Raw genomic sequence first — 16,506 nt, 5'->3', positions numbered from 1 at the left:
CCGGAGCATTGGTACGAATCAGGAGCGAGCGGATGGATCACAGCGGGCACGGCATGGACGGCATGAACATGGATCTGCCGCCGTTCACGCTGGGGAGAGGCCTGGAGTTCGGTGGTGATCCGGTCTTTCTCGTCGGCTGTCTGCTGGGGCTCGGACTGTACGGCTGGGCGGTGATCCGGCTGCGGCGCCGGGGGGACGCCTGGCCGGTGGGCCGGACCGTCGCCTGGGCCCTGGGCGTGGTGTCGGTGGCCCTGGTGATGTGTACCGCGCTCAATGACTACGGCATGGCGATGTTCAGCGTGCACATGGTCCAGCACATGATCATCAGCATGCTCTCGCCGATCCTGCTGCTGCTCGGGGCGCCGATGACGCTGGCGCTGCGCGCCCTGCCGGCCGCCGGACGGGGCCGCAAGGGGCCGCGTGAACTGCTGGTGGCGCTGCTGCACAGCCGCTACATGCGGATCGTCACGCACCCGGCGTTCACCATCCCGCTGTTCATCGCGAGCCTCTACGCGCTCTACTTCTCGCCGCTGTTCGACTTCCTGATGGAGTCCCGGGCCGGGCACATCGGGATGATGGTGCACTTCCTCGCGGTGGGCCTGGTGTTCTTCTGGCCGATCATGGGCGTCGACCCGGGTCCGCACCGGCCGGGCTATGTGATGCGGATGCTGGAGCTGTTCGCGGGCATGCCGTTCCACGCGTTCTTCGGCATCGCGCTGATGATGGCCACGGAGCCGATGGTCCGCACCTTCCTGCACCCGCCCGCCTCGCTGGGGATCGACCCGCTGTCCGACCAGTCGGCGGCCGGCGGTATCGCCTGGGCCTTCAGCGAGATCCCGTCTGTGGTGGTGCTGATCGCCCTGGTCTTCCAGTGGTACAAGTCCGAGGAGCGTCAGTCGCAGCGCGCGGACCGCGCCGCCGACCGCAACGGCGACAAGGATCTGGCCGACTACAACGCCTATCTCGCCTCGCTCAACGCCCGGGGGCAGTGACCGCGCGTCGCCAGTCTGGCGGTACGGGCCGCGGCCGGGGACGATGGCCCCATGGCCGCGGCCCGCGTCGTTTCCTCGGCGCCCGGCCGCCGTGAGGAGCGTGCGGGTATGCCCGGATCTGCGAAGACGATGGCCGTGTGCACGGTGGGCGGGCTGGTGGCGGCGACCGCTTACACCGTGGCGCTGGGCGCCAATGGCTGGCTCTGGTTCTCCTGGGTGGTGGTGGCGCTGGTGACGATCGGGGTGCTGGCCGCCCGGCCGGTCTGAGCCCGCCGGCGCGGGGCGCCGTTCAGAAGCGGAAGACGGCCCCGGTGGCGGAGTCCATCGTGCAGGCGTTGGGGAACTCCTTGCGCCAGTTGATGGGGACGCCGCGCCAGGTGCCGGTCGCGGTGGCGGTGACCGGGTCGTACTCCCTGGTGCAGGTGTGCGGCTCGCCGGGCAGCGCGTCCAGGTCCCCGCGGGCCCAGGTCAGCGCGTCGCAGGCGGCGCCCGCGTGCGGATGCCGGCGGTGGATGTCCGGGCAGCTGAGGCGCACCCCACGGGTCCAGGTGTTGCCCGCTCCGGACATGGTGAGCACCAGGCCCTGGTCTCCGGACGGCGCCGGCGGCTCATCGGCGCCGGCCGGACCGGCGCAGAGCAGGGCCAGGGACAGGGTGGCAAGCGCGGTGGCGGGCAGGGTGGCACGGGCGGGTCGGCGTCGACGGCTCACGGGCATCGCGGTCTCCTGGGAACGCTCGGGTGGGGTCACATGCGGGAGCCCGACAGGGACACGCGGCGCCCGGCGGCCCCAGGCCACCTCGCCGCGCCCCGGCGGACAAGCGGCCACGCCGTGAGGTCGCCCGTACGGCCTGCGGATGCCCTCCAGGAGACAGGGTGGCCGGCAACGGAGGAGGCGGCTCCGCTGCCGGCCACCGGACCGGGGGTTACCCCACCCGCTCGATGCGGGCACGGCGGATCAGGAACTTGCCGTCCTCACGTACCTGCTCGAAGGCCGCGTTGTTGAGCAGCACACAGCTGCCCGACGTCGAAGTGACGGAGACGGTCGTCGACTTGTTGTTGTCCAGATTGGTCACCTTCAGCTTGGTCCCGGCGGGGAACTCGTCGCTGGACGCCGCCGGTGCGCCGCCCTCCCCGGAGAGGGTCACCGTCGAGCCGGGGCACACCACATCGCCGTCGCCGGCCGGCGGGGCGGCGGACGAGTCGCCGGACGCGGGCGGGTCGTCCGAGGCGGGTGGCTGCGCCGATCCGGACGGCTCCTGCGACGCGGCCCCCGCACCGTCGGCGGGTGGCTGGTCCGCCGCCGGCGGGGCGCCCGCGGCCGCGCCCCCGTCCCCCGAACAGCCCGCCTCCCGCTGCTGCAACCGGATCTGCTTGATCACGGCCTCCCGGTTGGCGATCCGCGCCGCCGACTGGGCGTCCGGCTCGGCCTTCTGGTCGGCGATGAACTCCTGATTGTTGCTCAGCGCGGTGGCCAGTCCGTCGCAGGCCGCCGACGCCTGGCTGGTGCCCGTGGTGACGATGGCGATACCGCCGACCAGTGCCGCGGCGCTGACACAGACGATGATCTTCTGGCGCCGGCCGGCTTTCTTCTTGCGGGACATCTCTGACTCCTGTCGTCGGCCCGGACCGTGGGGTGGGCTCGGTTGCCGGACAGTACGGCGCGTCAGCTCGGCGCGGCTCAGAGCGAGGGGAAAGTTGTCCGTGGATGCCAAAGCGGATACCGAAAGGTAACAAGCGGCAGGCCAGTGGGAGTTCGGGAGTCCGGAGGGGTGCAGGCGGAGAGGATCTGGTGGTCGATACCGGCGGCATCGTTCATCGCGAACCGGGCCGCCAGCTCCACCGCGCTGTCCCCTGCGCCCAGCCCGCGGTGTGCGGCGGCGTCCTGGCGCCCGTAGGACTCCAGGAGCCGGAGGTAGCCCTCGCTGCACAGGTGGGCGTGCACGTCGGTGCGCATCACTCTCAGCCTCGCGCCGGGGCCGTGGTGTGTCCACCGGAGCGGCCGGGCAGCGGGAAGGAGTCAGTATCGATCCGGCCGAAGGTGGTTACCCGCCGCGGCACTTGCCCATAAACTCACTGGCCGTCTCGGGGCCCGCTCGTCACCTGGGACGAGGTAGCCGCCCAGGCGGGCTGACGGATCAGGGAGCTGCGCTGTGCTCTATCAGGTGCTGAAGTACCTCCTTCTCGGGCCCTTGCTGCGGCTGGTGTTCCGGCCGCGGATCGAGGGGCTGGAGCATGTGCCGGAAGAGGGCGCGGCCATCATCGCGAGCAATCATCTGTCGTTCGCCGATCACTTCGTGATGCCGGCGATCGTGCCGCGCCGGGTGACGTTTCTGGCCAAGGCGGAGTACTTCACCGGACCGGGGCTGAAGGGGCGGCTGACCGCGGCGTTCTTCCGGGGCGTCGGGCAGATTCCGGTCGACCGGTCCGGCGGCCGCGCCTCGCAGGCGGCGCTCTCCTCGGGGCTCGGCGTGCTGCGCAAGGGCCGGCTGCTCGGCATCTACCCGGAGGGCACCCGCTCGCACGACGGGCGGCTCTACAAGGGGCGTACCGGCGTCGCCTCGATGGCCGTCACCGCGGGGGTGCCGGTGGTGCCGTGCGCGATGATCGGCACGTTCGAGGCCCAGCCGACCGGCCGGCGGCTGCCGCGCGCGATGCGGATCACCATCCGCTTCGGCGCACCGCTGGACTTCTCGCGCTATGCCGGGCTGGAGGATGAACGCATCGCGCTGCGCGCCGTCACCGACGAGATCATGTACGCCATCCTCGCCCTGTCCGGCCAGGAGTACGTCGACACCTACGCGGGCGAGGCCAAGGCCGAGGCGCAGGCGCGGGGGCAGGGACGGCGGGGGCACGGGGGCGGGAAGGGGTCCGCGCGCTGAGTGGTGGGCGCGGGTCCGGGGGCCGGGGGGGTGCGAACCAGGACGCGGGCCGAAACGACAGGGGCGGCCGGGAGGATTCCCGGCCGCCCCTGCGTGCCGTCATGTGGTGCCGGCACCGTTCATGCCGACACCGCTCATGCCGTCATCATCAATGCACTGCGGGCACGTCCAAAGCCCCCACGAGGGACTTCGCCGCCGACAGCTTGCTGGGCTTGGGCGTGGCGTGCGGTGCGCAGGTCACGTCCTTGGCGTCGGTCTTCCCGGACAGGAAGTAGGCGTCGACCCGGTCGTTGATGCAGGGGTTGACCTGGCCGGTGACACCGTGCGATCCGGCGTCCCGCTCGGTGATCATGCGGGAGCCCTTGAGGCGACGGTGCAGCTCGACCGCGCCGCCGTACGGGGTGGCCGCGTCGCGGACACTCTGCACGATCAGCACGTTCGGCAGACCCTTGCCGGTCTTGACGTCGACCGGCCGCTGCTGCTTGACGGGCCAGGTGGCGCAGGGCAGGTTCATCCAGGCGTTGGACCAGGTCATGAACGGTGCCCGCTGGTGGATGCGGGTGTTGTCGCGGTCCCACTTCTTCCAGCTGGTGGGCCACTTGGTGTCGGTGCACTCGACGGCCGTGTAGACGGCGTTGCCGTTCTCCGAGGCGATGTTGCCCGCGGTGTCCTTGAGGTTCGGACCCGCGTTCTCCACCAGCGGCTTGCTGTCACCGGTGAGGTACGCGCTCCAGACCTCGGCGACCGTGGCCCACATCGAGTCGTAGTACGGAGCGTTCTGGAAGAAACCGGTCAGCTCGGCGGGGCCGACGACACCGCCGATGGGCTTCTTCTTGGCGGTCGCCCGCAGCTTCTCCCAGGCCGCCTGGACCTTCTCGGGGGTGCTGCCGATGTGATACGTGGCGTCGTTCTTGGCCACCCACTTCTTCCAGTCGCCCCAGCGGGTCTCGAACGCGACGTCCTGGTCGAGGTTGGCCTGGTACCAGACCTTCTCGCGGGAGGGGTCGACGACGCTGTCGACGAGCATCCGGCGCACATGCCCCGGGAAGAGCGTCGCGTAGACCGCGCCCAGGTAGGTGCCGTACGAGACGCCCAGGTAGTTGAGCTTCTTCTCACCGAGCGCGGCACGGATCACGTCCATGTCGCGGGCGGTGTTCGGGGTCGTCATGTGCGGCAGCAGGCGGCCGCTGCGCTCGGCGCAGCCGTCGGCGTACTGCTTGGCGAGCTTGCGCTGGGCGCGCTTGTCGGCCTCGCTGTCCGGCACCGGGTCGGCCTTGGGCGCCTTGACGAACTCCTGCGGGTCCATGCAGGAGATCGGCGCGGAGTGGCCCACGCCCCGGGGGTCGAAGCCGACGAAGTCATACGCCTTCGCGGTCTTGGCCCAGAGCGGGTTCTTGGTGGTGATGCGGGTCGGGAACTTCATGCCCGAACCGCCGGGGCCACCGGGGTTGTACAGGAGGGAGCCCTGGCGCTGCTCCTTGCCGCCGGTGCCGAGGGCACGGTCGACGGCGATCTTGATGGTGCGGCCGTTCGGCCGGGCGTAGTCGACCGGGACGGTGACATAGCCGCACTGGACCGGCGACTTGAGGCCCCAGTCCGCGGGGCAGTCCTGCCAGTCGATGCCCTTCTTGGCCGCGCGCGCGGCGGCGGTGGCCACACCGCGTGCTTCGGCCGAACCGCGCTGGTGGTGCTCACCCGCCTGGGCGGGCGTGGCGGTTATCGCTCCGGCGAGAAGCGCGCCGGAGACCAGGGTTCCGGCGGCGCCGAGCGCTGCTGTTTTTCTCACGTGGTCAATTCCCCCTGCATGGTGCGCCACTTGTGGCGGCGTTGATCACAGGCTTACAGAGGGATCCTGTCGTGCCCCATCCCCTCCTGAACAGGTTTGGCCCACACTTCTTTACCAACCTGTAGGTTTCTTGGCCCGCCGGCGCCACGTCTCCCCGGACGCATCCGCTCCCCCGGCGGTGCGGACACCGGCACCGACGGCCTGCGCACGAACGGCCGGACCTCGCAAGCGAACCTCATCATTCCGGCCAAGGCCGCCTCCCCATGACGAACTTTCCCCCACCACTCGGCCCTCGCAGTGGCATCCTCAACTTGGTTTGGACTTACGACAGTTGCCCGACGGAAGCGGTGAATCCGCAGGCCGGGCGGCCAGGGGCGCGGGCGCGCGGCACGGCGGGAAAGCTGCCGGAGTGCGGTACGGCGCGATGGCCGCCCAGGGGGCGCGGAGGGGCGAGAATACGTCAATTGCCGTAGACCTGCTCCACAGGCATGTGCCAGCCGCACAGCTTCAGTAACCTTCCGTGAAGGCTCTCCCACTCACTGCCACGGGAGGGCTTCGGCGTTTTCGCGCTGTCAGAGCCGTCGCGAAGGAGATCCGAAGTGCCGGGTATCGATCAGGTGTTGTCCCAGGCAATGGGGATCCCGGGCGTTCTGGGCGCCGGACTGATCGACTGGACCAGTGGTCTCACGCTCGGCACCGCGGGACAGGCGCCGCACGGCGATCATGACGCGGCCGCCGCCGATACCGCCGAGGTGGTGCAGGCCGTGGCCCGCAACGCCACCTTCGACACCTCGGGCGCCGGCGGCCCGGCCCTCGAAGACCTGATCATCACGGCCGAGAGCAGCTACCACCTCATCCGTTTTGTGCACACGGCCTTCGACAGCCAGACCTACCTCTACCTCTGGCTGGACCGTACCCAGGCCAATCTCGCCGTCGCGCGCCTCCGGCTGCGCGATCTGGCGGCGGAGCTCGTCGCGCCCTGAGCACGGGCTCCGCCACACCGCACGCACGTTAAAGGAACCAGCCATGGGCCTGCCCATATCCCCTCCCCCGCCCGCACCGGCAGGGCTGCTCGACCGGTGCGCCGCCGAGCGGGCCACCGGCGCCCTCCGTGGTCCGCACGGCTGCTTCTACCTTCTCGACGGCGCGGTCTACTGCGTCGAGGGCACCGCCGCCCCTGGTCTCGACATCCGCCTCATCGCGGCCGGCAAGGTGCCGCCACAGGGCTGGCAGTACGCCGTCGAGCAGGCGGGGCCGCACCAGCGGGGCGCTCAATACCTGGTCAGCGAGGGCTGGTTAACCCAGAGCGAACTGGAGATATGCCATCTCGCCGCCCTCCTCGACGCGGCGTTCTTCGCCCTGCCGCTGCCGCCCGAGTCCACCTCCTTCACTCCCGGGACCGCCCACTGGATGGGGGTCGTACGGCCGATCAGCGCCGGTGCACTCCAGCAGGCGACGGCCCGCCGCCGGGCGCTGCTCGACCGGCTCCACCCGTGGGCGGCGGTCGACTCCTCCCCCGTCATCCCCGTCCGCCCGCGCACCTCGGCCGCCCCCACCACGGGCCGGCAGCGGCGGCTGCTCGACCGCGCCGACGGCCGGCACACCCCGCAGGAACTGGCCCGGCTGCTGGGCCAGTCCGCGTTCGCGACCCTGCTCGACATCCGCCGTCTCGCCGCCGCCGGCCTCGTCCAGCTGCCCCCGGCACCGACGGCGCTCCCGCGGCGCCGGCCCGGCGCCTGCCTGGACGGGCCCGCCGCCCCCGCCGCCGAAGGACGCCCCACCCCGACCTGGCACATACCGGTTCCGGACCTCCTCGATACCGGCGATCCGGATATTGCCCTCCTTGTCCGACTGCGTACGGCGCTGGAGGAAAACCTGTGAGCCCTGACGCACGAAGACGGTGCACACCATGAGGCGCGTCATCGGAAAACGTGCCCGGAAAAGGAGACTGATGACGATCGAACCCCGTATACGGGATGAATTGCACACGCTGCGCGATCAAGTGCGCCATTTCCAGGGCGGGATGGTCGCGAGCGTGGACGGCATGGTGATCGCCCACGATCTGCCGGATATCGAACCGGACGGCCTGGCCGCGCTCACCGCCGCCGCGATCGGCGTCGCCAAACGCCTCACCGAGGCGACCGGCCAGGGCGCCTTCGAGGAATCCCTGACCCGCGGTGCCACCGGCTACATAGCCGCTTATTCGGCCGGGCGCCGCGCGGTCCTGACGGCCGTGGCCAGCACGGACACCAACGTGGGGCGGCTCCATCTCCAGGCCCGGAAGGCCGCGGAACGCATCGGCGCCCTCGTGGACGCGGCGCCCCACCGATAAGAGCTCACCGACGACAGGACAACGCCCCCGCCGTCCCCGCACGCACGCAGAAAACCCCGGAACGCCGGACACCGCGAAACCCGGGACCCCGGAACCGTTCCACCCCCGGAACCGCTGAAACACCGTCAAGGAATCGAAAGGTCTGACCCCTCATGGCTCAAATGGAATCCGCTCTCGCCGACGCGATGTCGACGATCGAGGGCGCGGTCGGCGTCGCCCTGGTCGACTACACCAGCGGTATGGCGCTGGCCACCCTGGGCGACAATCAGGCGCTGGACCTCAATATCGCGGCGGCCGGCAATACCGATGTCGTACGCGCCAAGATGCGCACCATGGAGATGCTGGAACTCCAGGGCTCCATCGAGGACATGCTCATCACCCTGACCTCGCAGTACCACATCATCCGCCCGGTGTCGGGCAAGAACGGCGGCGGCCTCTTCCTCTATCTGGTGCTGGACCGCAAGCGCGCCAATCTCGCGCTGGCGCGCCACCGTCTCGCCAAGCTGGAGGCCGACCTGGAGGTCTGAGCCGGGCCGCCCCGTCGCCCGCCGCCGTCACCCGCCGCCGTCACCCGGCGGCGGCGCTCCGGGCGGCCTCGTCCAGGAGGCGCCGCAGCCGGAGCGCGTCCGGGGCGACGGCCGTGGCCAGGGCCGCGGGACCGGCGAGCGGTGCCAGGACGCCCTGCCCCGCGCCGTCGCCGGACCGCTTCCCCGCCGCATCTCCCAGCAGCCGCACCCCGGCCGGGCACTGGTTGAACTCCGGCTTCACGACGAGGAGTTGACCGAGGGCACGGTGTCCGTCCAGCACGGCCGAGGTGTCCCAGCCGGGGGCGCCGGGCCCGTACGCCGTCTCCTGGTCGAGCAGGGTCCGGCCGGCCCGGCGGACGATGAGCCGGCTGCGCAGCGCGCCGGTCTGTTCGCCACTGCGTCCCAGGACCTGTTCCTCGCGCAGTACCAGGTGGGCGGTGGGGGCGAGTTCGACGGTGGTGGTCATCCGCAGGGCGCTGCCGGCCGCGGAGATCAGCGGTTCGGGCAGCCAGTCGAGCCGGGCACCGTCGCCCACCGTCAGCCGTACGTCGTAGGTGGCGTGGTCGGCCGTGCGGCCGGGCAGCGCGACGGTCGCGGCGGCGGACGTGAGGCGCAGGGCGGCGCCCGCCTCGGCGGTGGCTTCGATGGCCAGCCGGTCGCCGCCGAGGGGAGCGCTCATGGCCCCCACGACACAGACCCGGGCCTGCCCGCCGGGCCCGCGGATCCGGCGCAGCGCGAACGGTCCGTCGCCGTCCAGGACCGGCAGCCGGGTGGTGCCGCCCGCCTCGTCAACCCGCGCGACGATACGGGCGGTGGCGCGCAGACCGGCGGCCGGAGCGGCGGCGGTCTGCGGCGGTGTGCGGAGCGCGGTGGTCATGCCGGGCCCGCGGTCCAGTCCGCCAGCCGTTCCCGGACCCACTCCGTCACGGGCCGGACGCCGTTCTCCGACTTCAGCGCGGTGAAGACGACCGGCAGTTCGCCGCGCTGGGCCTTGGCGTCGCGGGCCATGCCTTCGAGGTCGACGCCCACATAGGGGGCGAGGTCGGTCTTGTTGACGACGAGGAGGTCGGAGGTGGTGACGCCGGGCCCGCCCTTGCGGGGGATGTCGTCGCCGCCGGCGACGTCGATGACGAAGATCTGGGCGTCGACCAGGCCCTTGGAGAAGGTCGCGGTGAGGTTGTCGCCGCCGGATTCGATCAGGACGAGGTCGAGCGGGCCGACCGCCTCCTCCAGGTCCTCGACGGCTTCGAGGTTGGCGGAGATGTCGTCGCGGATGGCGGTGTGCGGGCAGGCGCCGGTCTCGACGGCGGAGATCCGCTCGGCGGGCAGCACCGCCTCGCGGAGCAGGAATTCGGCGTCCTCGCGGGTGTAGATGTCGTTGGTGACCACGGCGAGGGACAGCTCGTCGCGCAGGGCGCGGCAGAGCGCGGCGACGGTGGCGGTCTTGCCGGTGCCGACCGGTCCGCCCAGCCCGATGCGCAGGGCCCGCCGGGTGCCATCGGCCCGTACGGGGTCGGGGGCGCTGTAGGTGTGGCGCTCGGGGAAGGTGTCCTTGTGGTCGAGATGCATGGTCACTCCGGTGGTGGGTGCGGCCGCGGGCGGTGGTGGGTCCGGCGGGAGGGCCGGGGGTCAGGAGGCGAAGAGGCGTACCGGCCAGGCGGCGTGCTGTTGGGCGGTGATGTCGAGCAGCGGCGCGGAGGCGGCGGGCAGTGCGTCGACCCCCTCGGCGGCGACCCGCAGCGCGGCCTCGGCGCCCTGTTCCGCGACCCGGTCGAGGTCGGTGGTGAGGCGGGCGAGCACGGCGGTGGCGTCGAAGGGGTCCAGGCTCAGCAGCCGGACCGCCGCGGTGGCCGGGCCGCTGATGTTCTCGTAGGCGACGGCGTACGCGGCATCGAGCGGCGGCAGACCGGCGGACCGGGCGGCCAGGCCCAGGACGACGGGCTGGTGGGCGCCGCGGGGGCGGGCCGTGGCGAGCGCGTCGAGGGCGGCGCTCGGCCAGGTGGCGCGGGCCGCCCGCATCATCTGCCGGCCGAGCCGCCTGGCGACCTGCCGCAGCGCCGGGACGGGCGTGCGGGCGTCGGCGGCGTCGTCCAGACGGAGCGGGTCGTGGCCGGCCGCAGCGGCGGCGGCGAGGCCCGCGGCGACCAGGCCCGCGGTGTGCAGCCGGCCCCGGCAGAAGGCCTCCAGGGTGGCGGCGTCCTTGATACGTCCCGCGGCGACGGCCGGTTCGGCGCCGCCCGAGTGGGCGTGCCCGCCGGCGGGGAACCGGCCGTCGGCGAGGACGAGCAGCGCTGCGCGGCTCATCGGTGGTACGCGTCCTTCGTCGGGGTGTGCATGGGTGTCCCCTCAGAAGAGGAAGTACCGCTGGGCCATGGGGAGTTCGGCGGCGGGGCGGGGCTCGACCACCTCGTCGTCGATGGTCACGGTGAAGGTGTCCGGGTCGACCTGGACGCGCGGCAGGGCGTCGTTGTTACGCATATCCGCCTTGGTGATGCCGCGGGTGCTGCGGATCGCTTCGAAGGACTTGCTCAGCGGGAGGCGCTCGGGGAGACCGTCTGCCAGGGCCTGCGGGGCGACGAAGTTGACCGAGTTGCTGCCCGGGGCCCGGCCGGTGGCGCCGAACATCGGGCGGGGCAGCACCGGCTGCGGTGTGGGGATGGAGGCGTTGGCGTCGCCCATCTGCGCATAGGCGATCTGGCCGCCCTTGATGACCAACTGTGGTTTGACGCCGAAGAACGCCGGGTCCCACAGGACGAGATCGGCGATTTTGCCGTCCTCGACGGAGCCGACGAGATGGTCGATGCCCTGGGCGATGGCCGCGTTGAGGGTGTACTTCGCGACATAGCGGCGGGCCCGGTGGTTGTCCGCGGCGCCGTCGCCGGGCAGTGCGCCGCGGCGCCGCTTCATCACATGCGCGGTCTGCCAGGTGCGCAGCACGACCTCGCCGATCCGGCCCATGGCCTGGGCGTCCGAGGCCATGATCGAGATGGCGCCGAGGTCGTGCAGGATGTCCTCGGCGGCGATGGTGGAGGGCCGGATCCGGGATTCGGCGAACGCCAGGTCCTCGGGGACCGCGGGGTTGAGGTGGTGACAGACCATCAGCATGTCGAGGTGTTCCTCGACGGTGTTGACGGTGTGCGGCCGGGTGGGGTTGGTGGAGGCGGGCAGCACGTTCGGCTCGGAGACCATCGCGATCATGTCGGGGGCGTGGCCGCCGCCGGCGCCCTCGACATGGAAGGCGTGGATCGAACGGCCCGCAATGGCGGCGAGGGTGTCGCCGAGGAAGCCCGCCTCGTTGAGAGTGTCGGTGTGGATCGCGAGCTGGGCGCCGCTCTCCTCGCAGACGGTCAGACAGGCGTCGAGGACGGCGGGTGTGGCACCCCAGTCCTCGTGGATCTTGAAGCCGAGGATCCCGGCCCGCAGCTGGTCGCGCATCGACGCGAGGGAGGTGGTGTTGCCCTTGCCGAGCAGACCGACATTGACGGGGAGCGAGTCCATCGACTCCAGCAGCCGGGCGACATGCCAGGCGCCGGGGGTGATGGTGGTGGCCTTGCTGCCCTCGGCGGGCCCGGTGCCGCCGCCGATCATCGTGGTGACGCCGGAGGCCAGCGCCTCGTCCGCCTGCTGCGGGCAGATGAAGTGCACATGGGTGTCGATGGCACCGGCGGTGAGGATCTTGCCGTTGCCCGCGATGACTTCGGTCTCCGGGCCGATGACCAGGTCCGGGTGGACGCCGTCCATGGTCTCGGGGTTGCCGGCCTTGCCCAGGGCGGTGATCCGGCCGTCACGGATGCCGACATCGGCCTTGACGATGCCCCAGTGGTCGAGCACGACCGCGCCGGTGATCACGGTGTCGGGGGTGCCCTCGGCGCGGGTGGCGCGGGACTGGCCCATCGATTCGCGGATCACCTTGCCGCCGCCGAAGACGGCCTCGTCGCCGGCCCGGCCGGGCCCACCCGAGCGGTCCTCGGTGATCTCGATGAGGAGGTCGGTGTCGGCGAGCCGGATGCGGTCGCCGGCGGTCGGGCCGAAGAGGTCGGCGTACGCCTGGCGGGTGAGTTCAGCCATCGAGGGTTCCTCCGGTCTCGCCCCGCAGGCCCATGACGATGCGCTTGCCCCCGATGGGGACGAGTTCGACCTCGGTGGGAATGCCGGGCTCGAAGCGCACGGCGGAGCCGGCCGGGACGTTCAGCCGCTTGCCGTGCGCGGCCGCGCGGTCGAAGTCGAGGCCGGGATTGGCCTCAGCGAAGTGGTAGTGGGAGCCGACCTGGACGGGGCGGTCGGCGGCGTTGAGGACGGTCAGCCGCGTGCAGGGAAGGCCTTCGTTGAGGCGCACCGGCTCGTCGGCGTGGAGGATCTGGCCCGGGATCATGTTCCGCTCCCCGTTCAGTTGATGGGTTCGTGAACGGTGACGAGCTTGGTGCCGTCGGGGAAGGTGGCTTCGACCTGCACGTCGTGGATCATCTCGGGGACGCCGTCCATGACCTCGTCTCGGGTGAGCACCTTGCGGCCGGAGGACATCAGCTCGGCGACGGTACGGCCGTCCCGGGCGCCTTCGAGGATGTGCACGGTGAGCAGCGCGATCGACTCGGGGTGGTTCAGCTTCACCCCCCGGGAGCGGCGCTTTTCAGCCACGTCTGCCGCCACATGAATCATCAGGCGCTCCTGTTCATGCGGGGTCAGTTGCATACCTTCCACCTCACAGTCTTCCCGCCCGGACACATTCGCCCAGGTCACAGGCGTGGGCACACCTGTGTCGTTAGATGTACCACGCAGTAATTAAAGGAGGAGCAAACCGACTTTCAGCACTTGGCCATCAAGCGCCCTGCGCCAGGAGGCTAGTTCGGCGGGATTTCAGCGGCGTTACGGCCAGGGACCGGTCGACACCTCTTCTTTCGCCTGGCGTAACGCGGCGTTATCACCGCCCGTTACGGCGTGGCCACCATCTCCAGCAGCGACTGACACCCCGTCACCTCCCGGGCCGCACGGGCAATGCGCTGGCGAAATCCACCCCTCGAGGCCCGCTCGGGCGCACGGAACAGATGACCGCCATGCGCCATGAATCGCCACTATCGGCGTAAACGAGACCCGGCTCGCTCGCCGAACACAACTGTCCGGTATGCGCTCTTGACGGTTGGCAAAGTGATCGCAATTCTCATGTGCGCGTCAAACAGCTCCATCCCCCCACACAAGTATCGGAGCAAACACTGTGACTCGTTCCACGCGAATACGCCGGGCCGCGCTGGCCACGGGCGCCGTCGCCGCCGTCGCCGCCACCGTCTTCACCGCGGCCGGCGCCTACGCCGGGACCGCGCCGGCGGCCGCCCCGGACATCGACGTCAAGTCCGTCAAGGCCGACCTGGACCAGCTCCAGTCGATCGCCGACGCCAACGGCGGCAACCGCGCCCACGGACAGGCCGGCTACAAGGCGTCCGTCGACTTCATCAAGGGCAAGCTCGACAAGGCCGGATTCACCACCAAGGTCGAGGAGTTCGACGGCGGCGGCGCCAAGGGCTACAACCTGGTCGCCGACTGGAAGGGCGGCGACGAGAGCAAGACCGTGATGGCCGGCGCCCACCTGGACTCGGTCCCCGACGGCCCCGGCATCAACGACAACGGCTCGGGTTCGGCCGGCATCCTGGAGGTGGCGCTCGCCGTCGCCAAGGCGGACCTCAAGCCCACCAAGCACCTCCGATTCGCCTGGTTCGGCGACGAAGAGGACGGCATGGTCGGCTCGCAGGCCTACGTCGACAAGCTCGGCGCCGACAAGTCGAAGATCGACTCCTACCTGAACTTCGACATGATCGGCTCGCCGAACCCGGGCTACTTCGTCTACGACGACGACACCCGCCTGGAGAAGGTCTTCAAGGACTTCTTCGCCAAGAAGAACATCGCCACCGAGAAGGAGACCGAGGGCGACGGCCGCTCGGACCACGCCTCCTTCAAGGACGCGGGCATCGCCGTCGGCGGCCTCTTCTCCGGCGCCGACTACAAGAAGACCGAGGAGCAGGCGAAGAACTGGGGCGGCGAGGCCGGCAAGGCCTTCGACGCCTGCTACCACCAGGCCTGCGACACCGCGAAGAACATCGACGACAAGGCGCTCGACAACAACACCGACGCCATCGCCCACGCGCTGTGGGAGCTCAGCTCCTGAGCCACCCGCACCCCCGCACGGTCAGCGCTCGCTGACCGTCAGCTCTCGCGACCCGGTCGCCGGTCCCCGGCAGCCGGGTCGCGGTGTTCTGCGGCGATCCCGAACCGCCGCCGTTCGCCCGGAGCGGACGGGAGCGGTCGCACGGCGGAGACCGTGCTGATCACCTGCTCCTCCTCCGCACCCTGCTCCCGCCGCCCCAGCTCATCAAGAAGCTCCAGGTCAGCGGCGGATACCAGCGCCACCAGCGGTTTGCCGTGCCGGGTGACGACCACCCGCTCACCGCCGTAGACAACGCGGTTGATCAGATCCGCCAGCTCGGCCCGGGCTTGCGTCACCGGAATTTCGTAGGCCATGCTCCCATTCTAACTGGACGTACATCCTGTACATTTTTTACAGAGAGGAGCATGCTCATGCTGCGACCGATGGCCCGCTACATCCTTCCGGAGTTCACCGAGCGCACGTCCCAGGGGACGCGCACCATGGACCCGTACTCCAAGCTGCTCAGTGAGCGCATCATCTTCCTGGGCACCCCGGTCGACGACGCCTCCGCCAACGATGTGATGGCGCAGTTCATCCACCTCGAACACGCCGCGCCCGACCAGGACATCGCGCTCTACATCAACTCCCCCGGCGGCTCCTTCACGGCGATGACCGCCATCTACGACACGATGCGCTTCGTGTCGTGCGATGTGCAGACCATCTGCCTCGGGCAGGCCGCCTCCGCCGCCGCGGTCCTGCTGGCCGCCGGCACCCCCGGAAAGCGGCTGGCCCTGCCCGGCGCCCGGATCCTGATCCACCAGCCCTCGCTCCCCGAGCCCGTCCAGGGCCAGGCCACCGATCTCCAGATCGAGGCCGAGGAGTTGCTGCGCACCCGCGACATGCTGGAGCGGATGCTGGCCGAGCACACCGGACAGCCCCGGGAACGGATCGCCGCCGATATCGAGCGCGACAAGATCTTCGACGCCGAAGCCGCCCGGGAGTACGGCCTGATCGACGCACTCACCCGTCAGCGCAAGCAGTCCACCCCCCAACCCGGCGATCGGTGAGCCCGGATGCTGCTGCCGGAACTTCCGCCACTGCCCGCCCTGACACGGGCCGAGGGCGACCTGATCGACCGCTATCTGGAGGTGCTCGACCTGCTGGGCAAGATCAACCCGGCCCGGGGCGGCGACACCTACTCCGGACTGCGGGCCGCCCAGGCACTGGTCGGCAAGGCCGCCGGGCTGCGGGACGCGCTGACGCTGATGCACGACCGGGGCGAGAGCGAGCTGCACCGCGAGACCCTGGCCCGCGCGCTCCGGGTATTGGAGGGCGAGCGCCGGGCCGGGCTCGTGACGATGCCGCCGGCCACGGAGAGTTGACGCGACACGCACACGGAGCTGCGCATACGGCGTAGCGTCCGGGCCCGATGTGAGGAGGCGTCGAATTGCGCGGGGAGACGCAATTCCCTGGACCATTGATGTTTCGCCGCTGGTCCAGAGGGTGTGACGCTCCGCGTCTCGGCACTTGCGAGAACAAAAGTAACCATTCAGGCGAAGTGTGACGCATGTCACATACGGCATTTTCAGCTCGGAATTCCGGTGGCGGGTGCGTGACGATCCCTTCGACGGCAAGCCCCCGCCACAGCGACGGGGCGGTCCGGACGGGCGCCTAATCCCGCCGCCGTACCGGATGTCCGGTCGACGTTGTGGATCGGCGGGAGCGGAGGACCCGAGCAGGACGGGGTCCCGGCCTCAGGGCCGAGGGCTCCTTGGGGTGAAGCCGTACGCACGGCCGGGCATCTTCGCCTGCCCGAACCCGACAGGTCTTCCTTCGCAGGCGGCTGACGAAGGGTTT

At 70.7% G+C, this 16,506-nt stretch carries 21 protein-coding genes and 1 riboswitch; of the genes, 10 read left to right on the top strand and 11 right to left on the bottom strand.

Going from position 1 to position 16,506, the window contains the following annotated elements; all coding sequences use genetic code 11:
- Positions 1 to 32: 32 nt before the first annotated feature.
- Both QT196_RS36610 and QT196_RS36605 read left to right on the top strand, forming a co-directional pair.
- Positions 33 to 992, top strand: a complete 960-nt coding sequence (locus QT196_RS36610) for a cytochrome c oxidase assembly protein (protein WP_168482987.1) — start codon at positions 33 to 35, stop codon at positions 990 to 992.
- Between the two features lie 108 nt (positions 993 to 1,100).
- Positions 1,101 to 1,259, top strand: a complete 159-nt coding sequence (locus QT196_RS36605; protein ID WP_168482986.1) for a hypothetical protein — start codon at positions 1,101 to 1,103, stop codon at positions 1,257 to 1,259.
- Positions 1,260 to 1,281: 22 nt separating this feature from the next.
- Here the strand turns inward: QT196_RS36605 and QT196_RS36600 are convergent, their stop codons facing one another.
- The 3 genes from QT196_RS36600 to QT196_RS36590 form a co-directional block, all read right to left on the bottom strand.
- On the bottom strand, positions 1,282 to 1,707 hold the full coding sequence (locus tag QT196_RS36600; protein ID WP_168482985.1) for an SSI family serine proteinase inhibitor: 426 nt from the start codon (positions 1,705 to 1,707) through the stop codon (positions 1,282 to 1,284).
- A 208-nt stretch (positions 1,708 to 1,915) separates the two neighbouring features.
- Positions 1,916 to 2,593 carry a hypothetical protein gene (locus QT196_RS36595; protein WP_266736749.1) on the bottom strand — a complete coding sequence of 226 codons (678 nt, stop codon included), beginning with the start codon at positions 2,591 to 2,593 and terminating at the stop codon, positions 1,916 to 1,918.
- Between the two features lie 77 nt (positions 2,594 to 2,670).
- A complete protein-coding gene (locus tag QT196_RS36590) occupies positions 2,671 to 2,946 on the bottom strand; it encodes a hypothetical protein (RefSeq protein ID WP_290356470.1) in 276 nt (91 codons plus the stop codon).
- A gap of 196 nt (positions 2,947 to 3,142) precedes the next feature.
- Between QT196_RS36590 and QT196_RS36585 the strand changes: the two genes are divergently transcribed.
- Positions 3,143 to 3,871, top strand: a complete 729-nt coding sequence (locus tag QT196_RS36585; protein WP_168482983.1) for a lysophospholipid acyltransferase family protein — start codon at positions 3,143 to 3,145, stop codon at positions 3,869 to 3,871.
- 148 nt (positions 3,872 to 4,019) lie between these two features.
- Here QT196_RS36585 and QT196_RS36580 read toward each other — a convergent pair whose 3' ends face one another.
- On the bottom strand, positions 4,020 to 5,657 hold the full coding sequence (locus QT196_RS36580; RefSeq protein WP_266736746.1) for an alpha/beta hydrolase: 1,638 nt from the start codon (positions 5,655 to 5,657) through the stop codon (positions 4,020 to 4,022).
- A 599-nt stretch (positions 5,658 to 6,256) separates the two neighbouring features.
- On the opposite strand from QT196_RS36580, the gene QT196_RS36575 reads away from it, so the two are divergent.
- From QT196_RS36575 to QT196_RS36560, 4 genes are all read left to right on the top strand, one after another.
- Entirely contained in the window at positions 6,257 to 6,640 is a 384-nt protein-coding gene (locus QT196_RS36575) for a hypothetical protein (RefSeq protein ID WP_042158216.1), read from the top strand.
- A gap of 43 nt (positions 6,641 to 6,683) precedes the next feature.
- Entirely contained in the window at positions 6,684 to 7,538 is an 855-nt protein-coding gene (locus tag QT196_RS36570) for a hypothetical protein (RefSeq protein WP_168482981.1), read from the top strand.
- A 70-nt stretch (positions 7,539 to 7,608) separates the two neighbouring features.
- Positions 7,609 to 7,989, top strand: a complete 381-nt coding sequence (locus tag QT196_RS36565) for a roadblock/LC7 domain-containing protein (protein ID WP_042158214.1) — start codon at positions 7,609 to 7,611, stop codon at positions 7,987 to 7,989.
- 152 nt (positions 7,990 to 8,141) lie between these two features.
- Positions 8,142 to 8,516 (top strand): hypothetical protein, encoded by a 375-nt coding sequence (locus tag QT196_RS36560; RefSeq protein ID WP_168482980.1) that lies wholly within the window; start codon positions 8,142 to 8,144, stop codon positions 8,514 to 8,516.
- A 40-nt stretch (positions 8,517 to 8,556) separates the two neighbouring features.
- On the opposite strand, the gene QT196_RS36555 is transcribed toward QT196_RS36560, so the two are convergent.
- From QT196_RS36555 to QT196_RS36530, 6 genes are read right to left on the bottom strand one after another with little or no spacing between them, the layout of a single operon-like run.
- The gene (locus tag QT196_RS36555) at positions 8,557 to 9,393 is read right to left on the bottom strand and encodes an urease accessory protein UreD (protein WP_290356469.1); all 837 of its coding nucleotides are present in this window, start codon (positions 9,391 to 9,393) and stop codon (positions 8,557 to 8,559) included.
- Entirely contained in the window at positions 9,390 to 10,085 is a 696-nt protein-coding gene (gene ureG, locus QT196_RS36550; RefSeq protein WP_168482978.1) for an urease accessory protein UreG, read from the bottom strand. Before ureG ends, QT196_RS36555 begins: the two co-directional genes overlap by 4 nt.
- 60 nt (positions 10,086 to 10,145) lie before the next feature.
- Positions 10,146 to 10,820, bottom strand: coding sequence for an urease accessory UreF family protein (locus QT196_RS36545; RefSeq protein ID WP_168482977.1), 675 nt, complete (start codon positions 10,818 to 10,820; stop codon positions 10,146 to 10,148).
- A 42-nt stretch (positions 10,821 to 10,862) separates the two neighbouring features.
- Complete coding sequence (locus QT196_RS36540; protein WP_168482976.1) at positions 10,863 to 12,584, bottom strand: urease subunit alpha; 1,722 nt, start codon at positions 12,582 to 12,584, stop codon at positions 10,863 to 10,865.
- The gene (locus QT196_RS36535; RefSeq protein ID WP_168482975.1) at positions 12,577 to 12,888 is read right to left on the bottom strand and encodes an urease subunit beta; all 312 of its coding nucleotides are present in this window, start codon (positions 12,886 to 12,888) and stop codon (positions 12,577 to 12,579) included. Before QT196_RS36535 ends, QT196_RS36540 begins: the two co-directional genes overlap by 8 nt.
- A gap of 14 nt (positions 12,889 to 12,902) precedes the next feature.
- Entirely contained in the window at positions 12,903 to 13,205 is a 303-nt protein-coding gene (locus QT196_RS36530) for an urease subunit gamma (RefSeq protein WP_026170153.1), read from the bottom strand.
- Positions 13,206 to 13,725: 520 nt separating this feature from the next.
- Here QT196_RS36530 and QT196_RS36525 point away from each other — a divergent pair.
- Positions 13,726 to 14,670, top strand: coding sequence for a M28 family metallopeptidase (locus QT196_RS36525; protein WP_168482974.1), 945 nt, complete (start codon positions 13,726 to 13,728; stop codon positions 14,668 to 14,670).
- A gap of 38 nt (positions 14,671 to 14,708) precedes the next feature.
- Here the strand turns inward: QT196_RS36525 and QT196_RS36520 are convergent, their stop codons facing one another.
- Entirely contained in the window at positions 14,709 to 15,023 is a 315-nt protein-coding gene (locus QT196_RS36520) for a type II toxin-antitoxin system Phd/YefM family antitoxin (RefSeq protein ID WP_290356468.1), read from the bottom strand.
- 57 nt (positions 15,024 to 15,080) lie between these two features.
- Between QT196_RS36520 and QT196_RS36515 the strand changes: the two genes are divergently transcribed.
- Complete coding sequence (locus tag QT196_RS36515) at positions 15,081 to 15,716, top strand: ATP-dependent Clp protease proteolytic subunit (RefSeq protein WP_168482972.1); 636 nt, start codon at positions 15,081 to 15,083, stop codon at positions 15,714 to 15,716.
- 6 nt (positions 15,717 to 15,722) lie between these two features.
- Positions 15,723 to 16,031, top strand: coding sequence for a hypothetical protein (locus tag QT196_RS36510; RefSeq protein ID WP_168482971.1), 309 nt, complete (start codon positions 15,723 to 15,725; stop codon positions 16,029 to 16,031).
- A gap of 276 nt (positions 16,032 to 16,307) precedes the next feature.
- Positions 16,308 to 16,506, top strand: a riboswitch (cyclic di-AMP (ydaO/yuaA leader).

This window comes from Streptomyces sp. P9-2B-2 (assembly GCF_030406865.1).
GTDB classification, from domain to species: Bacteria; Actinomycetota; Actinomycetes; order Streptomycetales; family Streptomycetaceae; genus Streptomyces; species Streptomyces platensis.
Note: the sequence above shows the minus strand (reverse complement) of the source record. Positions and strands in the feature narration are given on the sequence as shown.

Excerpts from the sequence above, each read along its gene's own strand:
- QT196_RS36590 (WP_290356470.1), bottom strand. The coding sequence starts at position 2,946 with ATGCGCACCGACGTGCACGCCCACCTGTGCAGCGAGGGCTACCTCCGG.
- QT196_RS36535 (WP_168482975.1), bottom strand. The coding sequence starts at position 12,888 with ATGATCCCGGGCCAGATCCTCCACGCCGACGAGCCGGTGCGCCTCAAC.
- QT196_RS36520 (WP_290356468.1), bottom strand. The coding sequence starts at position 15,023 with ATGGCCTACGAAATTCCGGTGACGCAAGCCCGGGCCGAGCTGGCGGAT.
- QT196_RS36610 (WP_168482987.1), top strand. The coding sequence starts at position 33 with ATGGATCACAGCGGGCACGGCATGGACGGCATGAACATGGATCTGCCG.
- QT196_RS36570 (WP_168482981.1), top strand. The coding sequence starts at position 6,684 with ATGGGCCTGCCCATATCCCCTCCCCCGCCCGCACCGGCAGGGCTGCTC.
- QT196_RS36555 (WP_290356469.1), bottom strand. The coding sequence starts at position 9,393 with ATGACCACCGCGCTCCGCACACCGCCGCAGACCGCCGCCGCTCCGGCC.
- QT196_RS36510 (WP_168482971.1), top strand. The coding sequence starts at position 15,723 with ATGCTGCTGCCGGAACTTCCGCCACTGCCCGCCCTGACACGGGCCGAG.
- QT196_RS36530 (WP_026170153.1), bottom strand. The coding sequence starts at position 13,205 with ATGCAACTGACCCCGCATGAACAGGAGCGCCTGATGATTCATGTGGCG.
- QT196_RS36540 (WP_168482976.1), bottom strand. The coding sequence starts at position 12,584 with ATGGCTGAACTCACCCGCCAGGCGTACGCCGACCTCTTCGGCCCGACC.
- QT196_RS36560 (WP_168482980.1), top strand. The coding sequence starts at position 8,142 with ATGGCTCAAATGGAATCCGCTCTCGCCGACGCGATGTCGACGATCGAG.
- QT196_RS36565 (WP_042158214.1), top strand. The coding sequence starts at position 7,609 with ATGACGATCGAACCCCGTATACGGGATGAATTGCACACGCTGCGCGAT.
- QT196_RS36515 (WP_168482972.1), top strand. The coding sequence starts at position 15,081 with ATGCTGCGACCGATGGCCCGCTACATCCTTCCGGAGTTCACCGAGCGC.
- ureG (WP_168482978.1), bottom strand. The coding sequence starts at position 10,085 with ATGCATCTCGACCACAAGGACACCTTCCCCGAGCGCCACACCTACAGC.
- QT196_RS36545 (WP_168482977.1), bottom strand. The coding sequence starts at position 10,820 with ATGAGCCGCGCAGCGCTGCTCGTCCTCGCCGACGGCCGGTTCCCCGCC.
- QT196_RS36595 (WP_266736749.1), bottom strand. The coding sequence starts at position 2,593 with ATGTCCCGCAAGAAGAAAGCCGGCCGGCGCCAGAAGATCATCGTCTGT.
- QT196_RS36600 (WP_168482985.1), bottom strand. The coding sequence starts at position 1,707 with ATGCCCGTGAGCCGTCGACGCCGACCCGCCCGTGCCACCCTGCCCGCC.
- QT196_RS36605 (WP_168482986.1), top strand. The coding sequence starts at position 1,101 with ATGCCCGGATCTGCGAAGACGATGGCCGTGTGCACGGTGGGCGGGCTG.